This is a genomic window from Paraburkholderia gardini (genome assembly GCF_907164575.1).
In the GTDB taxonomy this organism is placed as follows: Bacteria; Pseudomonadota; Gammaproteobacteria; order Burkholderiales; family Burkholderiaceae; genus Paraburkholderia; species Paraburkholderia gardini.
Map to the genome: position 1 here is coordinate 37056 of NZ_CAJQYY010000028.1, position 21435 is coordinate 58490.

Annotated in this window: 21 protein-coding genes; 12 read left to right on the forward strand and 9 right to left on the reverse strand. The window is 65.4% G+C overall.

Annotation, left to right across the window (positions count from 1 at the left end):
* Positions 1–39 precede the first annotated feature (39 nt).
* The 8 genes from kdpC (at position 40) to LPA34_RS21390 (ending at position 9584) form a co-directional block, all read left to right on the forward strand.
* The gene (gene kdpC, locus LPA34_RS21355; protein ID WP_228981950.1) at positions 40–618 is read left to right on the forward strand and encodes a potassium-transporting ATPase subunit KdpC; all 579 of its coding nucleotides are present in this window, start codon (positions 40–42) and stop codon (positions 616–618) included.
* Positions 619–785: 167 nt separating this feature from the next.
* Positions 786–3611 (forward strand): DUF4118 domain-containing protein, encoded by a 2826-nt coding sequence (locus tag LPA34_RS21360; RefSeq protein WP_228981952.1) that lies wholly within the window; start codon positions 786–788, stop codon positions 3609–3611.
* Positions 3604–4302, forward strand: a complete 699-nt coding sequence (gene kdpE, locus LPA34_RS21365; RefSeq protein WP_228981953.1) for a two-component system response regulator KdpE — start codon at positions 3604–3606, stop codon at positions 4300–4302. Before LPA34_RS21360 ends, kdpE begins: the two co-directional genes overlap by 8 nt.
* Positions 4303–4431: 129 nt before the next feature.
* Positions 4432–4752, forward strand: coding sequence for a quaternary ammonium compound efflux SMR transporter SugE (gene sugE, locus LPA34_RS21370; RefSeq protein ID WP_228981954.1), 321 nt, complete (start codon positions 4432–4434; stop codon positions 4750–4752).
* A gap of 287 nt (positions 4753–5039) precedes the next feature.
* Complete coding sequence (locus tag LPA34_RS21375) at positions 5040–5651, forward strand: DUF4126 domain-containing protein (protein WP_228981956.1); 612 nt, start codon at positions 5040–5042, stop codon at positions 5649–5651.
* A gap of 92 nt (positions 5652–5743) precedes the next feature.
* A complete protein-coding gene (locus tag LPA34_RS21380; RefSeq protein WP_407672552.1) occupies positions 5744–8233 on the forward strand; it encodes an ABC transporter permease in 2490 nt (829 codons plus the stop codon).
* 37 nt (positions 8234–8270) lie between these two features.
* On the forward strand, positions 8271–8681 hold the full coding sequence (locus tag LPA34_RS21385) for a group II truncated hemoglobin (RefSeq protein ID WP_228981960.1): 411 nt from the start codon (positions 8271–8273) through the stop codon (positions 8679–8681).
* A gap of 171 nt (positions 8682–8852) precedes the next feature.
* A complete protein-coding gene (locus tag LPA34_RS21390; protein WP_228981962.1) occupies positions 8853–9584 on the forward strand; it encodes an alanyl-tRNA editing protein in 732 nt (243 codons plus the stop codon).
* Positions 9585–9640: 56 nt separating this feature from the next.
* Here LPA34_RS21390 and LPA34_RS21395 read toward each other — a convergent pair whose 3' ends face one another.
* From LPA34_RS21395 to LPA34_RS21425, 7 genes are all read right to left on the reverse strand, one after another.
* Positions 9641–10387, reverse strand: a complete 747-nt coding sequence (locus LPA34_RS21395; RefSeq protein WP_228981964.1) for an SDR family oxidoreductase — start codon at positions 10385–10387, stop codon at positions 9641–9643.
* Between the two features lie 45 nt (positions 10388–10432).
* Positions 10433–11017: an LOG family protein gene (locus LPA34_RS21400; protein WP_228981966.1), complete on the reverse strand. Its 585-nt coding sequence runs from the start codon at positions 11015–11017 to the stop codon at positions 10433–10435.
* A 2-nt stretch (positions 11018–11019) separates the two neighbouring features.
* Positions 11020–11745 (reverse strand): TetR/AcrR family transcriptional regulator, encoded by a 726-nt coding sequence (locus LPA34_RS21405; protein WP_228981968.1) that lies wholly within the window; start codon positions 11743–11745, stop codon positions 11020–11022.
* 178 nt (positions 11746–11923) lie between these two features.
* Entirely contained in the window at positions 11924–12571 is a 648-nt protein-coding gene (locus LPA34_RS21410) for a diacylglycerol kinase (RefSeq protein WP_228981969.1), read from the reverse strand.
* On the reverse strand, positions 12568–13599 hold the full coding sequence (locus LPA34_RS21415; protein WP_228981973.1) for a glycosyltransferase family 4 protein: 1032 nt from the start codon (positions 13597–13599) through the stop codon (positions 12568–12570). Before LPA34_RS21415 ends, LPA34_RS21410 begins: the two co-directional genes overlap by 4 nt.
* Positions 13600–13668: 69 nt before the next feature.
* Positions 13669–14613, reverse strand: a complete 945-nt coding sequence (locus LPA34_RS21420) for a UDP-2,3-diacylglucosamine diphosphatase (RefSeq protein WP_228981975.1) — start codon at positions 14611–14613, stop codon at positions 13669–13671.
* A 78-nt stretch (positions 14614–14691) separates the two neighbouring features.
* Entirely contained in the window at positions 14692–14901 is a 210-nt protein-coding gene (locus tag LPA34_RS21425; protein WP_228981977.1) for a hypothetical protein, read from the reverse strand.
* A gap of 16 nt (positions 14902–14917) precedes the next feature.
* Between LPA34_RS21425 and LPA34_RS21430 the strand changes: the two genes are divergently transcribed.
* The 4 genes from LPA34_RS21430 (at position 14918) to LPA34_RS21445 (ending at position 20089) form a co-directional block, all read left to right on the forward strand.
* On the forward strand, positions 14918–15964 hold the full coding sequence (locus LPA34_RS21430) for a LacI family DNA-binding transcriptional regulator (RefSeq protein ID WP_228981979.1): 1047 nt from the start codon (positions 14918–14920) through the stop codon (positions 15962–15964).
* A 109-nt stretch (positions 15965–16073) separates the two neighbouring features.
* Positions 16074–17030 (forward strand): substrate-binding domain-containing protein, encoded by a 957-nt coding sequence (locus LPA34_RS21435; protein WP_228981981.1) that lies wholly within the window; start codon positions 16074–16076, stop codon positions 17028–17030.
* Positions 17031–17133: 103 nt separating this feature from the next.
* Positions 17134–18717: a sugar ABC transporter ATP-binding protein gene (locus LPA34_RS21440; protein WP_228981985.1), complete on the forward strand. Its 1584-nt coding sequence runs from the start codon at positions 17134–17136 to the stop codon at positions 18715–18717.
* A 19-nt stretch (positions 18718–18736) separates the two neighbouring features.
* On the forward strand, positions 18737–20089 hold the full coding sequence (locus LPA34_RS21445) for an ABC transporter permease (RefSeq protein ID WP_228981988.1): 1353 nt from the start codon (positions 18737–18739) through the stop codon (positions 20087–20089).
* A 41-nt stretch (positions 20090–20130) separates the two neighbouring features.
* On the opposite strand, the gene LPA34_RS21450 is transcribed toward LPA34_RS21445, so the two are convergent.
* The gene (locus tag LPA34_RS21450) at positions 20131–20652 is read right to left on the reverse strand and encodes an RDD family protein (RefSeq protein WP_228981990.1); all 522 of its coding nucleotides are present in this window, start codon (positions 20650–20652) and stop codon (positions 20131–20133) included.
* A gap of 25 nt (positions 20653–20677) precedes the next feature.
* The gene (locus tag LPA34_RS21455) at positions 20678–21421 is read right to left on the reverse strand and encodes a DUF3106 domain-containing protein (protein WP_228981992.1); all 744 of its coding nucleotides are present in this window, start codon (positions 21419–21421) and stop codon (positions 20678–20680) included.
* Positions 21422–21435 lie beyond the last annotated feature (14 nt).

Below are 21435 nucleotides of genomic sequence, written 5' to 3' on the forward strand. Positions count from 1 at the left end.
TCAGGCCCGCTTCGGATCATTCAAAAGGAAACAGTCGTCATGAAATCGCTATTTCGTCCGCTCATCGTGATCTTCGCCGTGCTCAGCGCGGTGACGGGTCTCGCGTATCCCGCGGTGATGACCGCGGTGGGGCAGGCTGCCTTCCACGATCAGGCGAACGGCAGTCTCGTCGAAGTGAACGGCAAGGTGGTCGGCTCGACGCTGATCGGCCAGCAGTTCGACGCGCCGCAGTATTTCTGGGGTCGCCTGTCGGCTACCGCGCCGATGCCGTACAACGCGCAAGGCTCATCAGGCTCGAACATCGGCCCGACCAACCCGGCGCTTGTCGATGAAGTCAAAGGCCGCATCGACGCGCTGAAGGCCGCCGGCACCGACATGTCGCAGCCGGTGCCGGTCGATCTCGTGACGTCGTCGGCCAGCGGGCTCGATCCCGAGATCAGCCCGGCCGCGGCGGCGTATCAGATCGCACGCGTCGCGAAGGCGCGCGGGATGAACGCAAACGATGTGCAGGCACTGGTGGACCGTTATACGAGCGGGCGTCAGTTCGGCATCCTCGGCGAATCGCGCGTGAACGTGCTGGCGTTGAATCTCGCGCTCGACGCCGCGCATCGCGGATAGTTTTTGACGGGTGACATGCAGCAGGTGCACGTCAGGGCGGCGCTCGCGCGCCGCCTTTTGCGTTCGCACGGGCGCATCAAATTGCAGCGGATTCACTGGCGTGCGACCATGCACAGATGACCTGCCGCCCGCGCGCACGCCGCGGCGGCAACCTGGAACGACTACGCATGAACCGACCCGATCCCGATGCGCTCCTCGACCGGCTGCAGCGCGAGGAAGCCAGAAGCCAGCGTGGCAGGCTGAAGATTTTCTTCGGCGCTTCGGCGGGCGTGGGAAAAACGTATGCGATGCTGCAGGCGGCGCGCCGTCGTGCCGACGAGGGCGTCGACGTGGTCGTCGGCATTGCGGAAACGCACGGGCGCACCGAAACCGCCGCGGTGCTCGACGGCCTCGATGTGCTGCCGCTTGCGCAGATTGAATATCGCGGCCGCAAGCTCGGCGAATTCGATCTCGACGCCGCGCTCGCGCGCAAGCCGCAACTGATCCTCGTCGACGAGCTCGCGCATTCGAACGTCCCCGGCGCGCGACATCTGAAGCGCTGGCAGGACGTCCACGAACTGCTCGACGCCGGCATCGAGGTCTATACGACGGTCAACGTGCAGCACCTCGAAAGCCTCAACGACGTGGTCGGACAGATCACCGGCATTCGGGTCTGGGAGACGGTGCCCGACCGCGTGTTCGACGGCGCGGATGAAGTCACGCTCGTCGATCTGCCGGCCGAGGAGCTGCTCGACCGGATGCGCGACGGCAAGGTCTATCTGCCGCAGCAGGCCGAGCGCGCGGTGCGCAATTTCTTTCGCAAAGGCAATCTGATCGCGTTGCGCGAACTCGCGTTGCGGCGCACGGCCGACCGGGTCGATGCGCAGATGCGCGAATACCGCGCCGACCAGTCGATCCAGCGTATCTGGCAGGCGCGCGACCGTCTGCTCGTCTGCGTCGGACCCGGACCGGATGCGCCCATGCTCGTGCGTGGCGCCGCGCGCCTCGCCGCGAGTCTGCGGGCCGACTGGATCGCCGTGTATGTCGAGACGCCGAAGCTGCAACGGCTGCCCGACGCGCGGCGCGAGCGCACGCTCAACGCGCTGAAGCTCGCCGCCGAACTCGGCGCGGAAACCGCGACGCTCGCCGGCAACGATGCCGTCGCCGCGCTGATCGGCTATGCGCGGGTGCGCAACGTATCGAAGCTCGTGGCCGGTGCTTCGTCGCGTTCGGGTTTTACGCGCTGGGTTCGCCGTCCGCTGGGCGATCGCATCGCGGAGCGCGCGGGCGACCTCGATCTGACGTTGATCGGCGCGCCGCACGAAAGCGATGCCAGCGTGCGCCACGCGCCGCTGGATGCCGGCGCAAGCGCATGGCGGGACGCGCTGGGCGCGGTCCGCGAGCGACGTTCGTCGCCGTCCGCGTATGGCGGGGCACTGGCGATCTGCTCGGTCATCACGGTGGTGGCGAGCCGGCTCGAGAATCACATCGATCTGACCAATCTCGTCATGCTGTATCTGCTCGGCGTGATTTTCGCGGCGGCAAAGCTGGGGCGCGGCCCGGGCGTCGTGCTGTCGTTCATGAGCGTCGCGGCATTCGATTTCTTTTTCGTGCCGCCGCGTATGTCGCTGTCGGTGACGGATACGCAATATCTGCTGACGTTCCTCGGCATGCTGCTGACGGCGCTCGTGATCAGCCATCTGACGTCGAGCCTGCGCCACGAGGCGAGCGTCGCGCGGCGCCGCGAGCAGCGCACCGGGGCGATGTACGAAATGGCGCGCGAACTGGCTGCGGCGCTTGCGACCGAACAGATCGTCGGCATCGGTAGCCGGCATGTGAGCGACGTGTTTCGCGCGCGCGTCGCGATCCTTTTGCCCGACAGCGCCGATCAGGTCAGGCAGAAGATCGAGGAAACCGATCCGGCCGTCACGCTCGATGGTGCCGCGCTCGATATCGACGTGGGACAGTGGGTCTACGACCAGCAGAAACCGGCGGGCCACGGTACCGATACGCTGCCGGCCGCCACCGCGCTCTATCTGCCGTTAAAGGCGCCGATGCGCACGCGCGGCGTGCTCGCGGTCGTCACGCGAGACGATCGCGAGCTCGACGTGCCGGAACAGCAGCGTATGCTCGACGCCTTCGCCGCGCAGATCGCGCTCGCGCTCGAACGCGTGCATTACGTCGACATCGCGCGCGATGCGCTCGTGAACATGGAATCGGAGCGCCTGCGCAATTCATTGCTGTCGGCGATTTCGCACGACCTGCGCACGCCGCTGACGGCGATCGTCGGCTTTTCATCGATGCTTGCGCAGCAGCATGAAGCGAACGTGGAGCCGAAACCCGGCGACGATCTCGTCGACGCGATTCACGAAGAAGCGCTGCGGATGACGGGGATCGTCACGAATCTTCTCGACATGGCACGGCTTCAGGCGGGCGGCTTGCAGCTGAATCGCCAGTGGTCGCTGCTCGAGGAGACGGTGGGCGCCGCGTTGCGCGCGTGCCGCCGGGTGCTGGCGCGGCATCCGGTGCAGGTGAAGCTGCCGCTCGATCTGCCGCTGCTTCAGCTCGACGCGGTGTTGATGGAGCGGCTCTTTTCGAACCTGTTCGAAAACGCCGCGAAATACGCGCCGCTGGATACGCCGCTTGCGATCGGCGCCGAACGCATCGAAGACGACGGCAAGCCGTTCGTGCGCGTGACTGTCGACGATGCCGGCCCGGGTTTGCCTGCCGGCATGGAAACGCGCGTGTTCGAGAAATTCACGCGCGGCGAGAAGGAATCGGCGAAGCCTGGCATCGGCTTGGGGCTTGCAATCTGCCGCGCGATCGTCGACGCGCATGGCGGTACAATCGGCGCGGCCAGTCGCGTCGCATCCGACGGACGGATCGAAGGCGCGCGCTTCTGGTTCACGTTGCCGGTGGAGACCCCACCACCCGAACCCGAAGCGTCCGATTTGCTGGATTCGTTCGATGAGCCGGATGTACCCGCGCCAATTTCAAAGCCCGCCCATGAGTGACCCGAGCATTACCGTCGTGCTGATCGAAGACGAAAAACAGATCCGGCGCTTCGTGCGCACGTCACTGGAAGGCGAGGGCATGGTGGTCCACGACGCGGAGACCGGCAAGCAGGGTCTCGTCGAAGCCGCCACGCGCAAACCCGATCTGGTGATCGTCGATCTGGGCCTGCCCGACACCGACGGCCTCGACGTGATCCGCGAACTGCGCGGCTGGAGCGAACTGCCGGTCATCGTGCTGTCGGCACGCACGCAGGAAAGCGAAAAGGTCGCGGCCCTCGACGCCGGCGCGGACGATTACCTGACCAAGCCGTTCGGTGTGTCCGAACTGCTCGCGCGGATCCGCGCGCATTTGCGCCGGCGCAACCATGGCGGGGCGAGCGAAGCGCCGCAGGTCCATTTCGGCGCGATCACGGTCGATCTGGCGTTGCGCCAGGTGACCCGTGAAGGCGCGCCCGTGCATCTGACGCCGCTCGAATACCGTCTGCTCGCCACGCTCGTGCGCCACGCCGGCCGCGTGCTGACGCACCGTCAACTGCTGCGCGATGTGTGGGGCCCCTCGCACGTCGAAAGTCATCACTACCTGCGCATCTACATGGCGCATCTGCGGCAGAAACTGGAGCGCGATCCGGCCCAGCCGGAACATATCGTGACCGAAACGGGTGTCGGCTACCGGCTCGTCGGCGCCACATGATCATATGATTCCGGATATCCCGGCCCGGCGCGGCCAGATCCGTCTTGATATAATCGCGACTGTGTAAGGACGACCTTGCACGTGTTCTGTATAGCCGGGACGACCCCATCTCATCCATGGAGGTCCCTCGTGTCCTGGATTCTTCTTTTTATCGCCGGTTTGCTGGAAGTCGCATGGGCGGCCGGTCTCAAATCCTCCGAAGGTTTCACGCGTTTCTGGCCGTCGGCGTTCACGGTCGTGACGGCGCTCGGCAGTTTCATCCTGCTCGCGATGGCCATGCGCCAGTTGCCGCTCGGCACGGCTTACGCCGTCTGGACGGGCATCGGCGCGGTCGGCGCATTCATCTTCGGCATCGTGATGCTGGGCGAGGCGCTGACGGCGGCGCGGGTGGCGAGCGCGGCGCTGATCGTCGTCGGGTTGATCGGGCTGAAGCTGTCTTCGGGCCACTGAGCGCACCGGTTACAGGCGGAGCGCCCCGCCCCGCCCGTGGATGTCGCGCAACGCCGGGTGTCCTTCCCGGACGTCATTCAGCGGCCTGCGAATCAACGTGGCTATAATGAAACCAGATCCAGTCACAAAGAGCCTCGCGCGGCTGGTCTGGCGTCGCTTCGGGTCTGATCGACCGCGCTGGCGCAGCGAGATCCGTCACCGTGCCGGCCAGTGGGTTCGCCATGCACGTCGCCCGTGCGACGCGCGTGAACGACCGTCCACCAGGTGCAGCGCGTCAGGAGGCAGCCATGCTTGAATCACTTTCGCTTGCAGCAGGCCTTTCCTGGGGTAGCGGCTTGCGCCTCTATCTGACTGTGTTGCTGGCTGGCATCTTCGAACGGCTTGGCTTCATCCATCTTCCCGAAACGCTGTCCGTACTGTCGTCGCCGTGGGTCATCGGCGCCGCCGCGGTGCTGACCGTCGCTGAATTCCTCGCCGACAAGATTCCCGCGTTCGATTCCCTCTGGGACGCGATTCACACCTTCATCCGCATTCCCGCTGGTGCGATGCTTGCAGCCGGTGCGCTCGGGCACGCCGATCCGGCGCTGCTGACCGTCGCGGCGCTCGCGGGCGGCACGCTCGCCGGCACCGCGCATCTGGCGAAGGCCGGCACGCGGGCGCTGATCAATCTCTCGCCGGAACCGGTGTCGAACGTGGTCGCGTCTTCCGCGGAGGATGGGCTCGTGTTCGGCGGCCTGCTGCTCGCGCTCTTCGTGCCGTTCCTGTTCCTGCTGCTGCTGATCGGTTTCCTGATGGCGGCCGCGTGGGCGTTGCCGCGTTTGTGGCGCGGCGTGCAGGGCGGTTTTCGTGGGATGGCGAACCATATGGTGTCGCGACTCGTCAGGAGCCGGCACGATTGAGCGACTCGCAGCGTATTTCGATCAACGTTTCGGCAGGCGCAAGGCGAGCGCGCCGCTTCACGCTGTCTGATCTCATCGCGCAGGCCGCTCGCATGACGCTGCGCGACTGGCGCGCGGGCGAACTGACGATGCTGCTGCTCGCGCTGGTGCTGGCCGTAGCAGCGCTCTCGAGCGTCGGCTTTCTTGCCGACCGCCTGCATCAGGGGCTCGAGCGCGACGCGCGACAGATGATCGGCGCCGATTTCATCGTGCGCGCCGATCATCCGGTCGATCCGCAGTTCAGCCGGGAAGCCACGGCGCTGAAGCTGAACACGGCGCGCACCGCGATTTTCCCTTCGATGATCAGTTCGACGGCGGCCCAGCCGTTGTCGCGGCTCGCGGCGATCAAGGCCGTGTCGGACGCCTATCCGTTGCGCGGCGCGCTGCGCATCGCCCCCGCGCCCGATGCGCCCGACCACGCCGCCAGCGCGATTCCGCCGAAAGGCACCGTGTGGGTCGATCCGGCGCTGCTCGATGCGCTGAAGCTGCGCGTGGGCGATCCGGTGAAGGTCGGCAGCCGCACGTTCACGATTGGCGCGGTGATCACGCGTGAGCTGGACCGCGGGTTCTCGTTCGTCAACTTTTCACCGCGCCTGATGATGCGCGACGACGAACTCGCGTCGACCGGATTGATCGCTTACGGCAGCCGGGTCACGTATCGCCTGCTCGTCGCCGGTCAGGACGACGCCGTCGCGCAGTTCGCGCAGTGGTCGCATGCGCGCGTCGATGGCGGCAAGATGCGCGGCGTCGCGCTGGAATCGTTGCAGGACGGCCAGCCGCAGGTGCGCCAGACGCTCGACCGCGCGAGCCATTTCCTCACGCTTGTCTCACTGCTCACGGCGTTGCTGGCGGCCGTCGCGATCGCGATGGCCGCGCATCGCTACATGCGCCGACACCTCGACGGCTGCGCGGCGATGCGCTGCCTCGGCGTCAGCCAGAAAACGCTGCGCGCGCTCTTCACGCTCGAATTCATCGGGCTTGGCGTGATCGGCGGCGCGCTGGGCGTCCTGCTCGGTTTTGGCGGCCATCTTGCGTTGCTGTGGTGGCTCGCGAGCCTCATCGACGTCGCGTTGCCGTGGCCGTCCGCGTGGCCCGCGCTCGAAGGCGTCGCGGCCGGTCTCGTCCTGCTGCTCGGCTTCGCGCTGCCGCCGCTGTTGCCGCTCACGCGTGTGCCGCCGGTGCGCGTGCTGCGCCGCGAGTGGGGCGAGGAGGGGCGCATCGCATGGGCTGCGTACGCGCTCGGCATCGTGCTGTTCGCGGCGTTGCTGATCGTCGCGGCGGGTGAACTGAAGCTGGGCGGCATCGTCGCGGGGGGCTTCGCGGGCGGGCTGCTCGTGTTCGCGCTCGTCGCGCGGCTCGCGTTGTGGGGTGCCTCGAAGCTCGTGCGCAGCGAGCGGGTGAACGCGGGCATCGGCTGGCGGTATGCGCTGGCTTCGCTGGAACGGCGCAGCAACGCGAGCGCGTTGCAGATCACCGCGCTGGGCATCGGCCTCATGTGCCTGCTGCTGATCGCGATGACACGCAACGATCTCGTCGCCGGCTGGCGCAAATCGACGCCGCCCGATGCGCCGAACGAGTTCATCATCGACATCCAGCCCGCCCAGCGCGAAGCAGTGACGCAGTATCTGACGGCGCACGGCCTGCCGGGTGCCGAACTGTCGCCGATGGTGCGCGGCCGGCTGATCGGGATCAACGGCAAGCCGGTCAATCCCGATTCGTACAAGTCCGAGGACGCGCGGCGCCTCGTGGATCGCGAGTTCAATCTCTCGTACACGACGAGCCTGCCTGACGACAACCGCATCGAGGCCGGCACGTGGTATGGCAAAACCACTTCGCCGCAGATCTCGATCGAACAGGGGCTCGCGAAAATCCTCGACGTGAAGCCCGGTGATACGCTGCGTTTCGACGTGACCGGACTGCGGATCGACGCGCCCGTCACGAGCGTGCGCAAGCTCGACTGGGGCTCGTTCAAGGTCAACTTCTTCGTGCTGATGCCGCCGGCCGCGTTGCAGGATTTTCCCGCGACGTTCATCACGAGCTTCCATTTACCACCCGAAAAGCGCGCGACGATCGACGGCCTGATCGCCACCTTTCCGAACCTCACCGCGATCGACACCGGCCCGATTCTCGCGCAGGTGCAGCGCGTGTTGCAGCAGGTGATCGGCGCGGTGCAGTTCCTGTTCGCGTTCACGCTCGCGGCGGGCGTGCTGGTGCTGTACGCGGCGCTCGCCGGCACGCGCGACGAGCGCATGCGAGAATCCGCGCTGCTACGCGCGCTGGGTGCATCGCATACGCAAGTGCGTGCCGTTCAGGTGGCCGAATTCGTCGCGGTCGGCGCGCTCGCCGGCCTGATGGCGGCGCTGGGCGCGCAGGCCATCGGCTGGGTGCTCGCGACGCGCGTCTTCGATTTTCATCTCGAGCTCGACCCGTGGCTGCCGCCAGCCGGGATTGCCGCGGGCATCGCGTGCGCGGGCATCGGCGGCTGGCTGAGCCTGCGACGTGTGCTGGCGCGTCCGGCGCTCCAGTCGCTGCGCGACGCATGACGTTGCCTGTTTTTTCGACTTCCTTCTCTTTTCACGTATGACTGATCCGATCGACGAAGCGCCCGCGCAGACCACGGCCTTCGAACTCGTGGGCGGTGAGACGCGCGTGCGCGAACTCATCGACCGCTTTTATGACCTGATGGACCTCGAACCTGAATTCGCCGGCATCCGCGCGCTCCATCCGCCGACGCTCGAAGGCTCGCGCGACAAGTTCTTCTGGTTCCTGTGCGGCTGGCTGGGCGGCCCCGATCACTATGTCGGCCGCTTCGGACATCCGCGCCTGCGCGCGCGGCATCTGCCGTTCGCGATTGCTTCGGATGAACGCGACCAGTGGCTGCGCTGCATGGCCTCTGCGATGGAAGACATCGGTCTGCCGGAAACGCTGCGCGAACGGCTGCTGCATTCGTTCTTCGAAACCGCCGACTGGATGCGCAACCGGCCGGGTTGAGCGGACGTTCGCGCTTCCGGCATCGGCCCAGTCCGTAGCCCATCGCCCGAGGGCAAGCTGGCCTGCCGGAACGACCGGTACAGTCCGGCTGGTTGTGACGTGGCGGCTGACTTCCGGCTCGCCGGGCTGCCCGGCATAATGATTTTTTCGCGGAATAACGAAGGATTCCCCATGACGACGCGCGCGCTCTTTCGCGACGATGCCTATCTCACGCAATGCGACGCCACGATTACGGCCGTGGACGAGCAGGGTATTCATCTCGACCAGACGGTGTTCTATCCGCTCGGCGGCGGCCAGGCGGGCGACGCCGGTACGCTGGCGCTTGCCGACGGTACACGTCTTGTCATCGCGGATACGCGCAAGGCGAAATTCGAGGGTGCCACGCCCGACGACGCCGTCCACGTGCCGGCGCCCGATCAGGACGCGCTGCTGGCCCGCTTTCAGCCGGGTGTACGGGTCACGGCGGCCATCGACTGGGAGCGCCGCTACCGGCACATGCGGCTGCACACCGCGAGCCACCTGATCTGCGCGGTGCTGCCGTATCCAGTGGACGGCTGCAGCATCACGAGCGAATACGCGCGCCTCGATCTTGCGACGGTCGAGCCGATCGGGCGCGAGATGATCGAAGCGCGTCTTGCCGAACTGGTCGGCGGTGCGCACGGCGTGTCGACACAATGGATCACGGACGAAGAAATGGAGCAGCGTCCGGAACTCGTTCGCACGATGAGCGTGAAGCCGCCGATGGGGTTGGGGCGCGTGCGTCTCCTGCGCATCGAAGATGTAGATCTTCAGCCGTGCGGCGGCACGCATGTGCGCAACACGCAGGAAATCGGCGCGCTGCGTGTGGCGAAGCTGGAAAAGAAGAGTGCGCGCACGCGCCGGATCGTGCTGGAATTCGCCTGATATTCGCCCGATATACGTCGCGCAGACAGGGCGGCGGCGTTCAGCCAGCCGCCGGCTTATCGCCCGGCGCTGACGTCCAGCAACGCGCCGTTCACGTACGAAGCCGCATCGCTTAACAGCCACACGATCGCTTCGGCCACTTCGTCCGCGCTGCCCGCGCGGCCGAGCGGCGTTTGTGCGCCAAGCGCGGCGGCGCGATCCGGGCGGCCACCGCTCGCGTGAATCTCGGTATCGATGAGGCCGGGGCGCACCGCGTTCACGCGCACGCCCTGCGGGCCCAGTTCTTTCGCGAGACCGATCGTCATCGTATCGACCGCACCTTTCGAACTCGCGTAGTCGACGTATTCGTTCGGCGAACCAAGCCGCGACGCCGCCGACGACACGTTCACGATCGCACCGCCATCGCCGCCGCGATCTTTCGCCATGCGCCGGGCGGCTTCACGCGCGACCAGAAACGCGCCGAACACGTTGACGTCGAACACCCGCCTGAGCCGTTCGGCGTCCATATCCGCGAGCTGCATCGAAGGCGCGACGATACCCGCGTTGTTGACCACGGCGTCGATGCGCCCGAACGCGTGCACGAGCGAATCGAACATCGCGATGACGGCGCCTTCATCGGCGACGTCGCCAGCAATCACGCGCGCGTGGCCGCCGGCGCGGCCGACTTCGGCGGCGGTTTCACGCGCGGCCGCTTCGTTGTGCGCGTAGTTCACGCCGACCGACCAGCCGCGGACGCCCAGAAGCCGCGCGGTGGCGCGTCCGATGCCGCGGCTTGCACCAGTGATCAGAACGACTTTGGTCATGGCGAAAAGCTCAGAAAAATATCCGGCGATGGGTGAGCGAGGCGCTCAGACGGCTGCGCGGTTCTGCGCCCATTTGTCCGTGGCGGGCGGCCGGTAGCGTTGCAGCTTGCCGATCAGCGAATCGGGGTCGGCGTCGATCTGCAGAATGTCGAAGTACTTCTGCTGCATGAAACCTTCGTCGACGGTATGACGCAGCAACGACACGAGCGGATCGTAGAAGCCGTCGATGTTGAGCACGGCCACCGGTTTCTGGTGATAGCCGAGCTGCGCCCATGTGAATACCTCGAACAGCTCCTCGAGCGTGCCGGCGCCGCCTGGCATCGCGACGAACGCGTCGGACAGATCGGCCATCATCTTCTTGCGCTGATGCATGTCGGGTACGACGTGCAGTTCCGTCAGCCCGTTATGGCCGACTTCCTTGTTCACCAGCAACTCGGGAATCACGCCGATCGCGCGGCCGCCAGCGGCCATGACTTCATCGGCGATCACGCCCATCAGGCCGACCTTGCCGCCGCCGTACACGAGCGCGAGGTCCGCTTTGACCAGTGCGCGGCCGAATGCCTTCGCGGCTTCGGCGTAAAGAGGGCGGGCTCCATCCGAGGAGCCGCAATAGACACATACCGCTTTCATGCTCAACTGTCCTTCGTTTCTGTGCGCGGCGCGGCGCCGTCCCTGGGTGGAAGGTAATCGTAAAACTCGCGCCTGGGCAGTTTGCCTGAAACGAGATCGTCGAAGATCTGACGCGAGCGGCCCCGCAGATACGGCGCCATCAGCGAGATGATCTGCACGCTGACCTGATGCAGCTCGCCGCGGATCGTCTCCTGCTCGTTGTATTTGCGCGGGTTCATCACGAACTGGTACGACAGCCAGTAGGTGGCGATCACACCGATATTGGTCGCGATCACATGCAGTTCGTCGGGCGTCGCGAACATTTCGCCGTCCGTCACCAGCTGCTCGCAGAACTGGCTCGCGAAACGCACCTTGTGGCTGATGATCTGCTTGAAATGCGTTTCGAGCGTGCGGTTACGCGCGAGCAGGTCGTTCAGATCGCGATACAGGAAGCGATAGCGCCATGTGAAATCGATCATGTACTGCAGATACGACCACATTTCGTCGATGGTTGCACGGTGATCGTCGGGGAAACGCAGACGCTTTTCGATCTCCTGCTCGAACTGGCTGAAGATGCTGTTGATGATGTCGTCTTTATTGCGGAAGTGGTAGTACAGGTTGCCTGGACTGATCTCCATTTCCTCGGCGATCGTCGTGGTCGTGACGTTCGGCTCGCCGATTTCGTTGAAGAGCTTCAGCGAAAGCTCGAGAATCCGTTCGCGGGTGCGGCGGGGAGGTTTGGCTTCCATGTCGTCCGGCCCTGGTTTGGCCGGGTTGGTGCGCGGCAACATCTGTCGCGCAATCCACCCGGACGCGGTTCGTATTGTCAGAATTGATCGTCTGATTATAAACCGGACGTAAACTGACCAGGGCTACCGCGCGCCCGTGCGCCGGACGACATCCAGGCTATTCAGGTGAGTCGCCGGTTCAACGCCACGCGTCGATCCAGCGGACGACGAGCGGCGTCAGCACCAGTCCCCACGTCATCAGACACATCACGAGCGCGACCATCACGGCGGCGCTGCCGAGATCCTTCGCGCGGCGCGACAGTTCGTGGCGTTCGAGCGAGATGCGGTCGATGGCGGCTTCGACGCTCGAATTCAGCAGCTCGACGATCAGGACCAGCAACACGGAGCCGAGCAGCAGCACGCGCGCGACCGGCTCGACCGGTACGATCAGGCCGATCGGCAGCAGGATCGCCGCCAGCGTCAGCTCCTGGCGAAACGCACTTTCCTCACGGATCGCAACCTGGAAACCGGCCAGCGAATTCTTCATCGCGTGCCATGCCCGCGTGAGCCCGCGATTGCCCTTGTACGGATTGAACGGCAAGGGCGCGAGCGGATCGTCGGGACTCAGCGGTTCGCTGGGTGTGCCGGCGTGCGTATCGGTTTCGTTTGTATCCGGATGTGGATCGTCGTCGAAAGGATCGCCGCCTGCGTTTCGCGCATCGGCGGCATCGGCAGTATCGGCGACGTGAGGACGCGCCGCGTCACGCGGCGCGCGAGGCGCGTCCGTGGACGGACGCCGGACAGAAGACGTTCTCGCCTGCATGGTGGACTGTGCGCGCCGCGTCATGCGGCGGCGCTTTCCTCGCTGAACGACGGGCGCGGCAGCGGCTTCAGGTGCGCGGCGAACTGCTCCGATGCCGCACCCCACGAAAAACGTTCCGCCCACGCGCGCGCATGGTTGCGATCGATCTTCAGCGCTTCGAGACACGCCTCGCGCAGGTCTTCGTTCATCGCGCCCGCGCCGCCGTCGCCGAGCACGTCGATCGGGCCGGTCACCGGGTACGCCGCGACCGGCGTGCCGCACGCGAGCGCTTCGAGCAGCACGAGACCGAACGTGTCGGTACGGCTCGGGAAGACGAATACGTCGGCGGCGGCGTAGACCTTCGCGAGTTCGGCCTGCGTCAGCACGCCGAGATAGTTCGCCGTCGGATAGCGCGACTTCAGTTCCGCGAGCGCGGGGCCTTCGCCCGCGACCCATTTCGAGCCCGGCAGATCGAGCTTCAGAAACGCCTCGACGTTTTTCTCGACCGCCACGCGCCCGACATACAGAAAGATCGGCCGCGCGCTGTTGAGCACCTTCGAGTCCATCTGGTGAAAGATGTCGAGATCGACGCCACGCGTCCACAGCACGACGTTCGTGAAGCCGAATTTCTCGAGGTCGGTTTTTACCACGGGCGTCGGCGCCATCACGGCGAGCGACGGCTTGTGGAACCAGTGCAGGAACCTGTACGTGGCGGCGAGCGGCATGCCGAAGCGGGCCTGCACGTACTCGGGAAAACGCGTGTGATACGCGGTCGTGAACGGCAGCTTGTGCTGGATCGCATACGCGCGCGCCGCGAGACCGAGCGGACCTTCGGTGGCGATATGCAGCGCGTCGGGCGCGAATTCGCCGATACGTCGACGCAGACGCTTTTTCGGCAGCAGCGACAGGCGGATCTCGGGATACGTCGGGCACGGGATCGTGTGGAATTCGAGCGGCGTCAGCAGGTCGACGCGATGACCGAGCGCGGTCAGCTCGCGCGTCGTGTTCTTCAGCGTGCGAACAACGCCGTTGACCTGCGGTTCCCATGCATCGGTGACGATCATGATCTTCATCGTTGTGACCCAGGTAAGGTGAAAAGGTAACGCGTGTCCAGCGGGTGTTGACGTGATGTGACAGGGGCTTTAAGCGGCGGTCGCCCGGGCCTTTTGCGCGCTCGCTTCCGGCGAGCGCATGACGGTCCAGTAAATCACCTTGAGTTCGCCTTCGAACGTCTCGACGAGCGCCGACAGACTCTCGACCCAGTCGCCGTCGTTGCAATACAGCACGCCGTCGATGTCGCGAATCTCGGCCTTGTGGATGTGCCCGCAGACCACGCCATCGCAGCCGCGGCGGCGCGCTTCGTCGGTCATCACGCGTTCGAACGACGAGATGAAGTTCACCGCGTTTTTCACCTGATGCTTCAGGTATTGCGACAGCGACCAGTACTGGAAGCCGAGCCGGCTGCGGATCCGGTTGAACCAGCGGTTGAGCAGCAGGATCAGCGTGTAAGCCGAATCGCCGAGATAGGCGAGCCACTTCGCGTGCTGGATCACGCCGTCGAACAGATCGCCGTGCGTGATCCACAGGCGCTTGCCGGCAAGCGTCGTGTGAAATGCCTCGCCGCGCACGTGGATGTCGCCGAACGCGAGGTCGCAGAACTGGCGCGCGCCTTCGTCGTGATTGCCGGGCACGTAGACGACCTGGGTGCCCTTTCTCGCCTTGCGCAGGATCTTCTGCACAACGTCGTTGTGCGCCTGCGGCCAGTACCAGCCTTTCTTCAACTGCCAGCCGTCGATGATGTCGCCGACGAGATACAGGTATTCCGATTCGTTGTGCCGCAGAAAATCCAGCAGGTACGGCGCCTGACAGCCGTTCGAACCCAGGTGGATATCCGAGAGCCAGATCGCGCGGTAGCGATGCGTCGCGTCGTGGTCGTCTTCGTGATGGCCCGTGCCCGTCATCGGTATCGACGGTGGCGGGGACAGGGGAATGGCATTGGCGGGAAGGGCGCCCGGTCCGAAAGCGACGGGGTCGACGCCGGGGCCGGTCTGGCGAAAGAGAGAAGTCGCGGACGTCTGGTTGTCCATGGCTCACGCGTCGGGTTGCGGTACGTGCATTCGGCCATCGGCGTGTGTCGGTGCCGTGACAGTCACGAGAAGTTCTTATTACGGCGATACGTGCTCGTGTGTGTATTCACGCGCGTATTCATGAATCCGCCGCTGGCTTTGCAGGCGCGCCGCTCCGGTTGTGCATTGCAGCGATAACGGACCGCGTCGGGAAAGCCCCAGGTGGGCTTGCCTTGAAGTCATGTAATCGATTGCATATCCTCTGAAACGTTTCAATTCCCGTTTTTCCAGCAGGTTGACGGAATCCATGGGTGAGGCCAACAGGTTGCTTCCAACACTGCGCGACGTTGCCAATGCGGCCGAAGTTTCGGTCGGCACGGCATCGAAGGTGCTGTCCGGCGCGCCCGGCGTTTCCGCGGCGCGGGCGCAACGCGTGTGGGACGCGGCACGCCGGCTGGGTTATCGCCGCAACGGCATCGCCGCCGACCTGCGTCGCGGCCGGCCGAGTTCGATCGGTTTCGTGCTGCCGGACCTCACGAACCAGTTCTTCGTCGATATCGCGCGCGCGCTCGAAAACCACGCGCTCGAACACGGCTACCAGCTGATCATGGCGCACGCCGACGAAGACCCGGCGCGCGAAATGGAGCGCATCCGCTTTGTGATGTCGCGCCAGGTGGCGGGCATGATCATCATTCCGTGCCGCGGCTATGAACACGCGATCAAGGAAGCCCGCGAGTGCAACGTGCCGCTCGTGATGGCCGATCGCGTCGACGACACGTTTCCGGCGAATACCGTGACGACCGACAGCCACGGTGCGTCGCTCGACGGTACCGCTCATCTGGTCGCGCTGGGTCACAGGCGCATCGCGTTTCTCGTCAACACGCTCGATCTGGTGAATTCGAAGGAACGTGCGGACGGCTATATCGACGCGATGCGCCGCGCGGGGCTCGACAGCTTCATTCAGGTCGTCGAGTGCGGGATGACGGCCGCTGAAATCCACGCATCGACGCTCGACGTGCTGAGCGCGCCCGTGCGTCCAACGGCGCTCTTCGCCGCCGGCAATGTGACGACGCTCGGCGCATTGCGCGCGCTTCGGGACGCGAATCTGCGTCTGCCGGAAGACATTTCGCTGCTCTCGTTCGACGACGCGCCGTGGATGTCGGTGTTGCGCCCGTATCTGAGTTCGATCCGCCAGCCGGTCGAAGCGATCGGACACGCGATCTGGCAGCTGATGCTGAAGCTTCTGAACGGCGAGCGGGGCGAGCCCGCGCATCTGACATTCAAGGCTGAACTGCTGGTGCGCGAGAGCACCGCGCGTGTGCCGGAAGACGTGCCCACGTTGCATCACCAGCAGGCGACGGCGAGGCGCTGAAAGCGCACTGGAACGTTTCATTTTTTACGCAGCAGGGCACAGGGACGAGAGAGAAGGAGAGGGGCACACAACCGCGCATCACGTAATGCGCAAATTATGGAGACAGTCGATGAACCGCAACCGTCGCTTGATCACTGGCGCACTTGTCACGGCACCGTTTGCCGGGCTCGTGATGAAGGCTGGATACGTGCAGGCCCAGGGCAAGAAATATCGCTTCGGGTTTTCGCAGGTGACCACGGTCGAACCGTGGCGCGTCCAGTTCAACAAGGACATGAAAGCCGAAGCCGCGAAACATCCGAACGTCGAACTCGTGATCGCCGACGCCAACGATCGCACCGACAAGCAGAACGCCGACATGGAGAACTTCATCGCACAGAAGATGGACGTGATCTTCATCTCGCCGAAGGAGTCGGCCGGGCTCACGGGCGTGGTCGAAAAAGCGTACAAGGCGGGCATCCCGGTGTTCGTGCTCGACCGGACCGTGAACGGCGATGCGTACACGCAGTTCGTCGGCGGCGACAACACGCTGATCGGCAAGGGCATCGGCGAATTCATCGTCAAGACGACGGGCGGTCCGGGCGCGGCGAAAGGCAATATCGTCGAAGTGTGGGGCGGTTTTGGCGCGCAGGCTTCGCACGACCGGCACGACGGCGCGATGGCATTCATCGGCAAGGAGAAGGGGCTGAAGACCGTCGGCCAGCGCGTGGACTGCGACTGGAAGCAGGACAAGGCGTACGACTATATGAAGACGGTGCTGCGCGTGAATCCGCAGGTCGACGTGGTGTTCGCGCACAACGATCCGATGGCGTACGGCGCGTATCTCGCCGCGAAGGACGCGGGCGTCGAGAAGAAGATCAGGTTCGTCGGCGCGGACGGCTTGCCGAACGAAGGCGCCGTGTGGGTCGAGAAGGGCATTCTGACGGCGACGTTCGTGTACCCGACGCCGGGTGCCGAGGGCCTGCGTCAGGCGCTCAGGATGCTTGCCGGCGAGAAGATTCCGAAGAAGGTGATCCTGCCGACGCAGGGCATTTTCGCGGACAACGCGAAGCAGTTCGTGGCCGGCTGAGGTTGATGCAGGCACAAGCCGTGCGTGCCGCGGTCCTCGCATGATCGGACTGCGCACGCTTCGCAACGCTGACCCGACTCAACCGACGAGGCGAACGGCTTTCATGATGCAACACGCAGCAGGCGGTCACACCACGCGCGAAGCGCAACGCTCCACGCCGCCACTTTCGCACGAAGGTGCGGCGGTGCCGCTCGTCGCGGCATCACGCATTTCGATTGCGTTCAGCGGCAGCGCGGCGCTCACCGACATCGACTTCGATATCGCTGCGGGCGAGGTGCATGCGCTCGTCGGCGAAAACGGCGCGGGCAAGTCGAGCCTGATGAAGATTCTCGGCGGCCTGTATCTGCCGGACGCGGGCACGATCGCCGTCGCGGGCACACCCGTCGCGTTCAGAACCAGCGCCGATGCGATGGACGCCGGCATCGCGATCATTCATCAGGAACTGAATCTGGTCGACAGTCTTTCTGTCGTCGACAACCTTTTTCTCGGCAAGGAAATCACCACGCGCTTCGGTTTTCCCAACCATGCCGCGATGCGTGCGAAAGCGCGTGAAGTGCTGGCGCAACTCGGCTTCAGGCCCGCGCCTGATGCGCTCGTGGGGCCGCTGCGCATCGGCGAAAAGCAGCTGATCGAAATCGCGAAGGCGCTGCTCGCCGACGCGCGCGTGCTGATCATGGACGAGCCGACGTCCGCGCTCTCCGACACCGAAACGCAGGCGCTGTCCGTTCTCGTGCGCGAACTGCGCGAGCGCGGCATGGGCATCGTCCTGATCAGCCATCGTCTGCAGGAGGTCTTCGATCTTGCCGATCGCGTCACCGTGCTGCGCGACGGCCGGCATATCGCGACGCTGCCGATCGGCCGCGTCGAATCCGCCGAACAGCTCGTCTCGATGATGATCGGCAAGAACTTCGTCACGCCGCATCGCGAGGCGGGCGAACTGCGCGCCGCCGCCGACACGATGATCGCCGTGCGCGATCTGACGCTGCACGGCGATCATCGTCCGGTTGTCGATCACGTGTCGTTCGAGGTGCGGCAGGGCGAAGTGTTCGGTCTGTCGGGACTGCTCGGCGCGGGCAAGACGGAGATTCTGGAAACGCTCTTCGGCGTGTCGTCGTATCGCGTGGAAGGCGCAATCGAAATCGGCCCTTCGCGGCGTGCGTTCACGACGCCCGCGGCCGCAGTCGAAGCCGGCGTCGCGTTTGTCACCGAAGACCGCAAGAAAGACGGCCTCTTGCCCGAGCATTCGGTGGAAGCGAACTTCGTGCTGCCGAGCCTTGCGCGTGTCGACGGCTTTCCGTTCTACCGGCGCCGTGCGATCGCACGGCGCGTGACAGCACAGGCGAAGGCGTCGAACGTGAAATGCGGCGGCGTCGCGCAGACCGTCACGACGCTCTCGGGCGGCAACCAGCAGAAGCTCATCATCGGCAAATGGCTGATGACGCAGCCCGATATCCTGCTGCTCGACGAGCCCACGCGCGGCGTCGACGTGGCCGCCAAATCGGAAATCTACAGCCAGATCCTGCAGGCGGCGCGCGCCGGCCTGACGGTCGTCGTCGCGAGCTCGGAGATCGACGAGCTGATGCTGATGTGCGACCGCATTCTCGTGCTGTGTGAAGGACGCGCGGCCGGCGTGCTGGAGCGCGAGGCGTTTTCCGCCGGACAGCTCGTGAAGCTGGCCTCGCCTTGATCGACCGGAGACAGAGAACATGCTGAAAGCGAATGAACCGGCCCATAAGTCGACCCATGAGCCGGCCCTCGATACGCTGCCCGACCCGCGGCAACGACGCCTGCGGGCGTGGCTGACGAACGTCAAATACTACCTGGGGCTGATCGTACTGATCGCGCTCGGTGCGCTGACCTCGCCGCATGCCGCGGACGGCAGCAATATCTTTCTGTCGGCGGCGAATTTCTCGGACGTGTTCCGTCAGGTCGCGAACGTCGGTGTGATGTCGGTCGGCATGACGCTCGTGATCATCACCGCCGGGATCGATCTGTCGGTCGGCTCGGTGATGGGCTTCGGCAGCGTGCTGACCGCGATCCTGCTGACGACGCCCGGCTCGAACACCGCGTCATGGACGGCGCTCGGGCTCGACGCGGTGAGCATCTTCATCATCGTCTGCGGGGTGGGCGGTTTGCTGGCGCGGCGCAAGCGTGCGAAAGGCGCTTCGGGTGTTCATGTGCGGCGCCACGGCCCGCGTATGGCGGTTGGGTTCGTCTGCGCGCTGCTTGCGTGTGCGTACGCATGGCATCAGTTGCCGGTCAAGGTTTCGCTGTGGACGGTCTTGTGGATGGTGCCGCTCGCGGGCCTTGCAATCGGCGCGCTGAACGGCTGGATCATCACGCGTGGCAGGATGCAGCCGTTCATCGTGACGCTGGCCGCGATGGTCGGCGTGATGGGCGTGGCGCGTCTCGTGGCGGGGCAGGACACGGCCGTCTACTCGATCTACAGCGGCAGCAATGCGACCACGGACATTGAACTCCTGCGCGCGCTGCTGTTCGGCGTGGTGCCGGTGCCCACACTCTTTTTCGTCGTGATCGCGCTAATCGCGGATTTCGTGCTGAACCGGACCGTGTTCGGCAAGTACCTGTACGCGATCGGCGGCAACGAGAAATGCGCGCGCATTTCCGGCCTCAAGGTCGATCGCAACAAGATCGCCGCGTACGCGATCTCCGGGATGCTGTCGGCGCTCGTCGGCGTGCTGTACGCGGCGCAATACCGGCAGGGCAAGGCGGACGCGGGCGTCGGCTGGGAGCTCGACGCGATCGCCGCGGTGGTGATCGGCGGCACGAGCCTGATGGGCGGCGTGGGACGGATTGCGGGAACGGTAGCCGGCGTGCTGATCTTCGGCTTTCTCGGCAACATCCTGCTGCTCAACAACATCGACAGCAACACGCAGCTCGTGATGAAAGGGCTGATCATCGTGGTCGCCGTGTTCCTGCAGCAGACGCGCATGGATCCGCGGACGATGTTCGCGCGCCTCGGCGGTCGCAAGGGCGTGACGACGTCGCCGGCGCAGCGGCAGGCGTCGTCGTCAGGAAGCGCGGCGGAGAAGCGTTGAGGGGCGGCCTCGGGTGGGCGCGTGAGGTGAGGCGTGTGTACCTAACGCGTGAGCTCGACGATTCGCGTGCCGGCGAGCCGGTCGTGCAGGAACTGCCGGCTCGCGCCGAAACGACCGGTGGCGGCCCACAGCACGAACCAGATTGCCGCGACGATGAGCGTTTGTGGCACCGCGAGACCCAGCAGCGGGTGCAGCGCGAGCGGCGGCAGGAACCACAGCCACGCGAGCATGTAGCGCACGATCGCGCGCGGCGCCGACACGGGCGCACCGTCGGCGCCGACGAGGCGCAGGCGCCAGGTTTTCATCGGCAGCGTCTGGCCGCCATGCGTCCAGAACCAGACGAAATACGCACCGACCACGAAACCCACCCAGGCGGCCAGCAGGTTGTGATGCGTGAGGCCGTTGCGTTGCTGCGTCAGCGTGCTGAACAGATAGCCGGCGAGGAACACGATGCCGAACAGGATCACGCCTTCGTAGAGCATTGTCGCCAGGCGGCGGCGCACGGTCGGCGCGGGTGTCGGGCGATCAGGGGTCAGGTCGGCGGTAGTGGACGGGCTGGACACGGATCGTTGGACGTGGAGAAGGGGCTCAGGAGCCGTTGAAGATCGACGGCGCTTCGGCGGGCGAAACCGGTTGCGGCGTCGCGGGAACGAAGCTGCCGGCGGGTGTCGTGCCCGGCGGCAGGGCGACGGACGCGGGCAACGGCACGGCCGCAGCCGACGCCGGCGCGACGGCGCTCGCGCCACGCGCGTTCACCAGGCGGTCGATGTCCTTGACTTCGGATTTGCCGGTCGGCGGCGCGCTGACGACGGTCGGGCGGCGCTTGTGCTCGCTCGCGGCAAGCCGCTGCTTCTGTTCCTCCGGGAGTTGCTGGTAGGCCTTCCAGGCATTCCGGCGTGCCTCGCGTGGCAGTTCCTTCGACGCCTGATAGTTCTCCCGCGCGACACGCCGCTGCTCGGGCGTGATGCGGGTCCACTCGGTCATCTGCTCGTGGAGCCGCTTTTGCGCTTCAGGCGACATCTTTGCGTAACGTGACGCGATCTTGATCCATTTACGCTTGCGTGCATCGCTGAAGGTGTTCCACTGGCTGGCGAACGGCGCGAGCGCGACGCGCTCGGCTTCCGTGAGATGGGACCACGAAAGCGGGTTGTTGCTGGCGATTCCCTGCAGATCGACGCCCAGCGATGGCGCGGACGACGAGGCTGGCGCACCGGCGACGGGCGCCGAAGCGGAAACAGGCTTTGGATTGAAACGTGGCCAGGTTGCGGCGAACGACACCAGCGCCGCGATCACGCATCCGGAGACAATGGCGAGGCCGCGCTTGTAACTCACCCGAACGGCCCCCG

Excerpts from the sequence above, each read along its gene's own strand:
- kdpC (WP_228981950.1), top strand. The coding sequence starts at position 40 with ATGAAATCGCTATTTCGTCCGCTCATCGTGATCTTCGCCGTGCTCAGC.
- LPA34_RS21360 (WP_228981952.1), top strand. The coding sequence starts at position 786 with ATGAACCGACCCGATCCCGATGCGCTCCTCGACCGGCTGCAGCGCGAG.
- kdpE (WP_228981953.1), top strand. The coding sequence starts at position 3,604 with ATGAGTGACCCGAGCATTACCGTCGTGCTGATCGAAGACGAAAAACAG.
- LPA34_RS21375 (WP_228981956.1), top strand. The coding sequence starts at position 5,040 with ATGCTTGAATCACTTTCGCTTGCAGCAGGCCTTTCCTGGGGTAGCGGC.
- LPA34_RS21380 (WP_407672552.1), top strand. The coding sequence starts at position 5,744 with ATGACGCTGCGCGACTGGCGCGCGGGCGAACTGACGATGCTGCTGCTC.
- LPA34_RS21385 (WP_228981960.1), top strand. The coding sequence starts at position 8,271 with ATGACTGATCCGATCGACGAAGCGCCCGCGCAGACCACGGCCTTCGAA.
- LPA34_RS21390 (WP_228981962.1), top strand. The coding sequence starts at position 8,853 with ATGACGACGCGCGCGCTCTTTCGCGACGATGCCTATCTCACGCAATGC.
- LPA34_RS21395 (WP_228981964.1), bottom strand. The coding sequence starts at position 10,387 with ATGACCAAAGTCGTTCTGATCACTGGTGCAAGCCGCGGCATCGGACGC.
- LPA34_RS21400 (WP_228981966.1), bottom strand. The coding sequence starts at position 11,017 with ATGAAAGCGGTATGTGTCTATTGCGGCTCCTCGGATGGAGCCCGCCCT.
- LPA34_RS21405 (WP_228981968.1), bottom strand. The coding sequence starts at position 11,745 with ATGGAAGCCAAACCTCCCCGCCGCACCCGCGAACGGATTCTCGAGCTT.
- LPA34_RS21410 (WP_228981969.1), bottom strand. The coding sequence starts at position 12,571 with ATGACGCGGCGCGCACAGTCCACCATGCAGGCGAGAACGTCTTCTGTC.
- LPA34_RS21415 (WP_228981973.1), bottom strand. The coding sequence starts at position 13,599 with ATGAAGATCATGATCGTCACCGATGCATGGGAACCGCAGGTCAACGGC.
- LPA34_RS21420 (WP_228981975.1), bottom strand. The coding sequence starts at position 14,613 with ATGGACAACCAGACGTCCGCGACTTCTCTCTTTCGCCAGACCGGCCCC.
- LPA34_RS21425 (WP_228981977.1), bottom strand. The coding sequence starts at position 14,901 with ATGGATTCCGTCAACCTGCTGGAAAAACGGGAATTGAAACGTTTCAGA.
- LPA34_RS21435 (WP_228981981.1), top strand. The coding sequence starts at position 16,074 with ATGAACCGCAACCGTCGCTTGATCACTGGCGCACTTGTCACGGCACCG.
- LPA34_RS21440 (WP_228981985.1), top strand. The coding sequence starts at position 17,134 with ATGATGCAACACGCAGCAGGCGGTCACACCACGCGCGAAGCGCAACGC.
- LPA34_RS21445 (WP_228981988.1), top strand. The coding sequence starts at position 18,737 with ATGCTGAAAGCGAATGAACCGGCCCATAAGTCGACCCATGAGCCGGCC.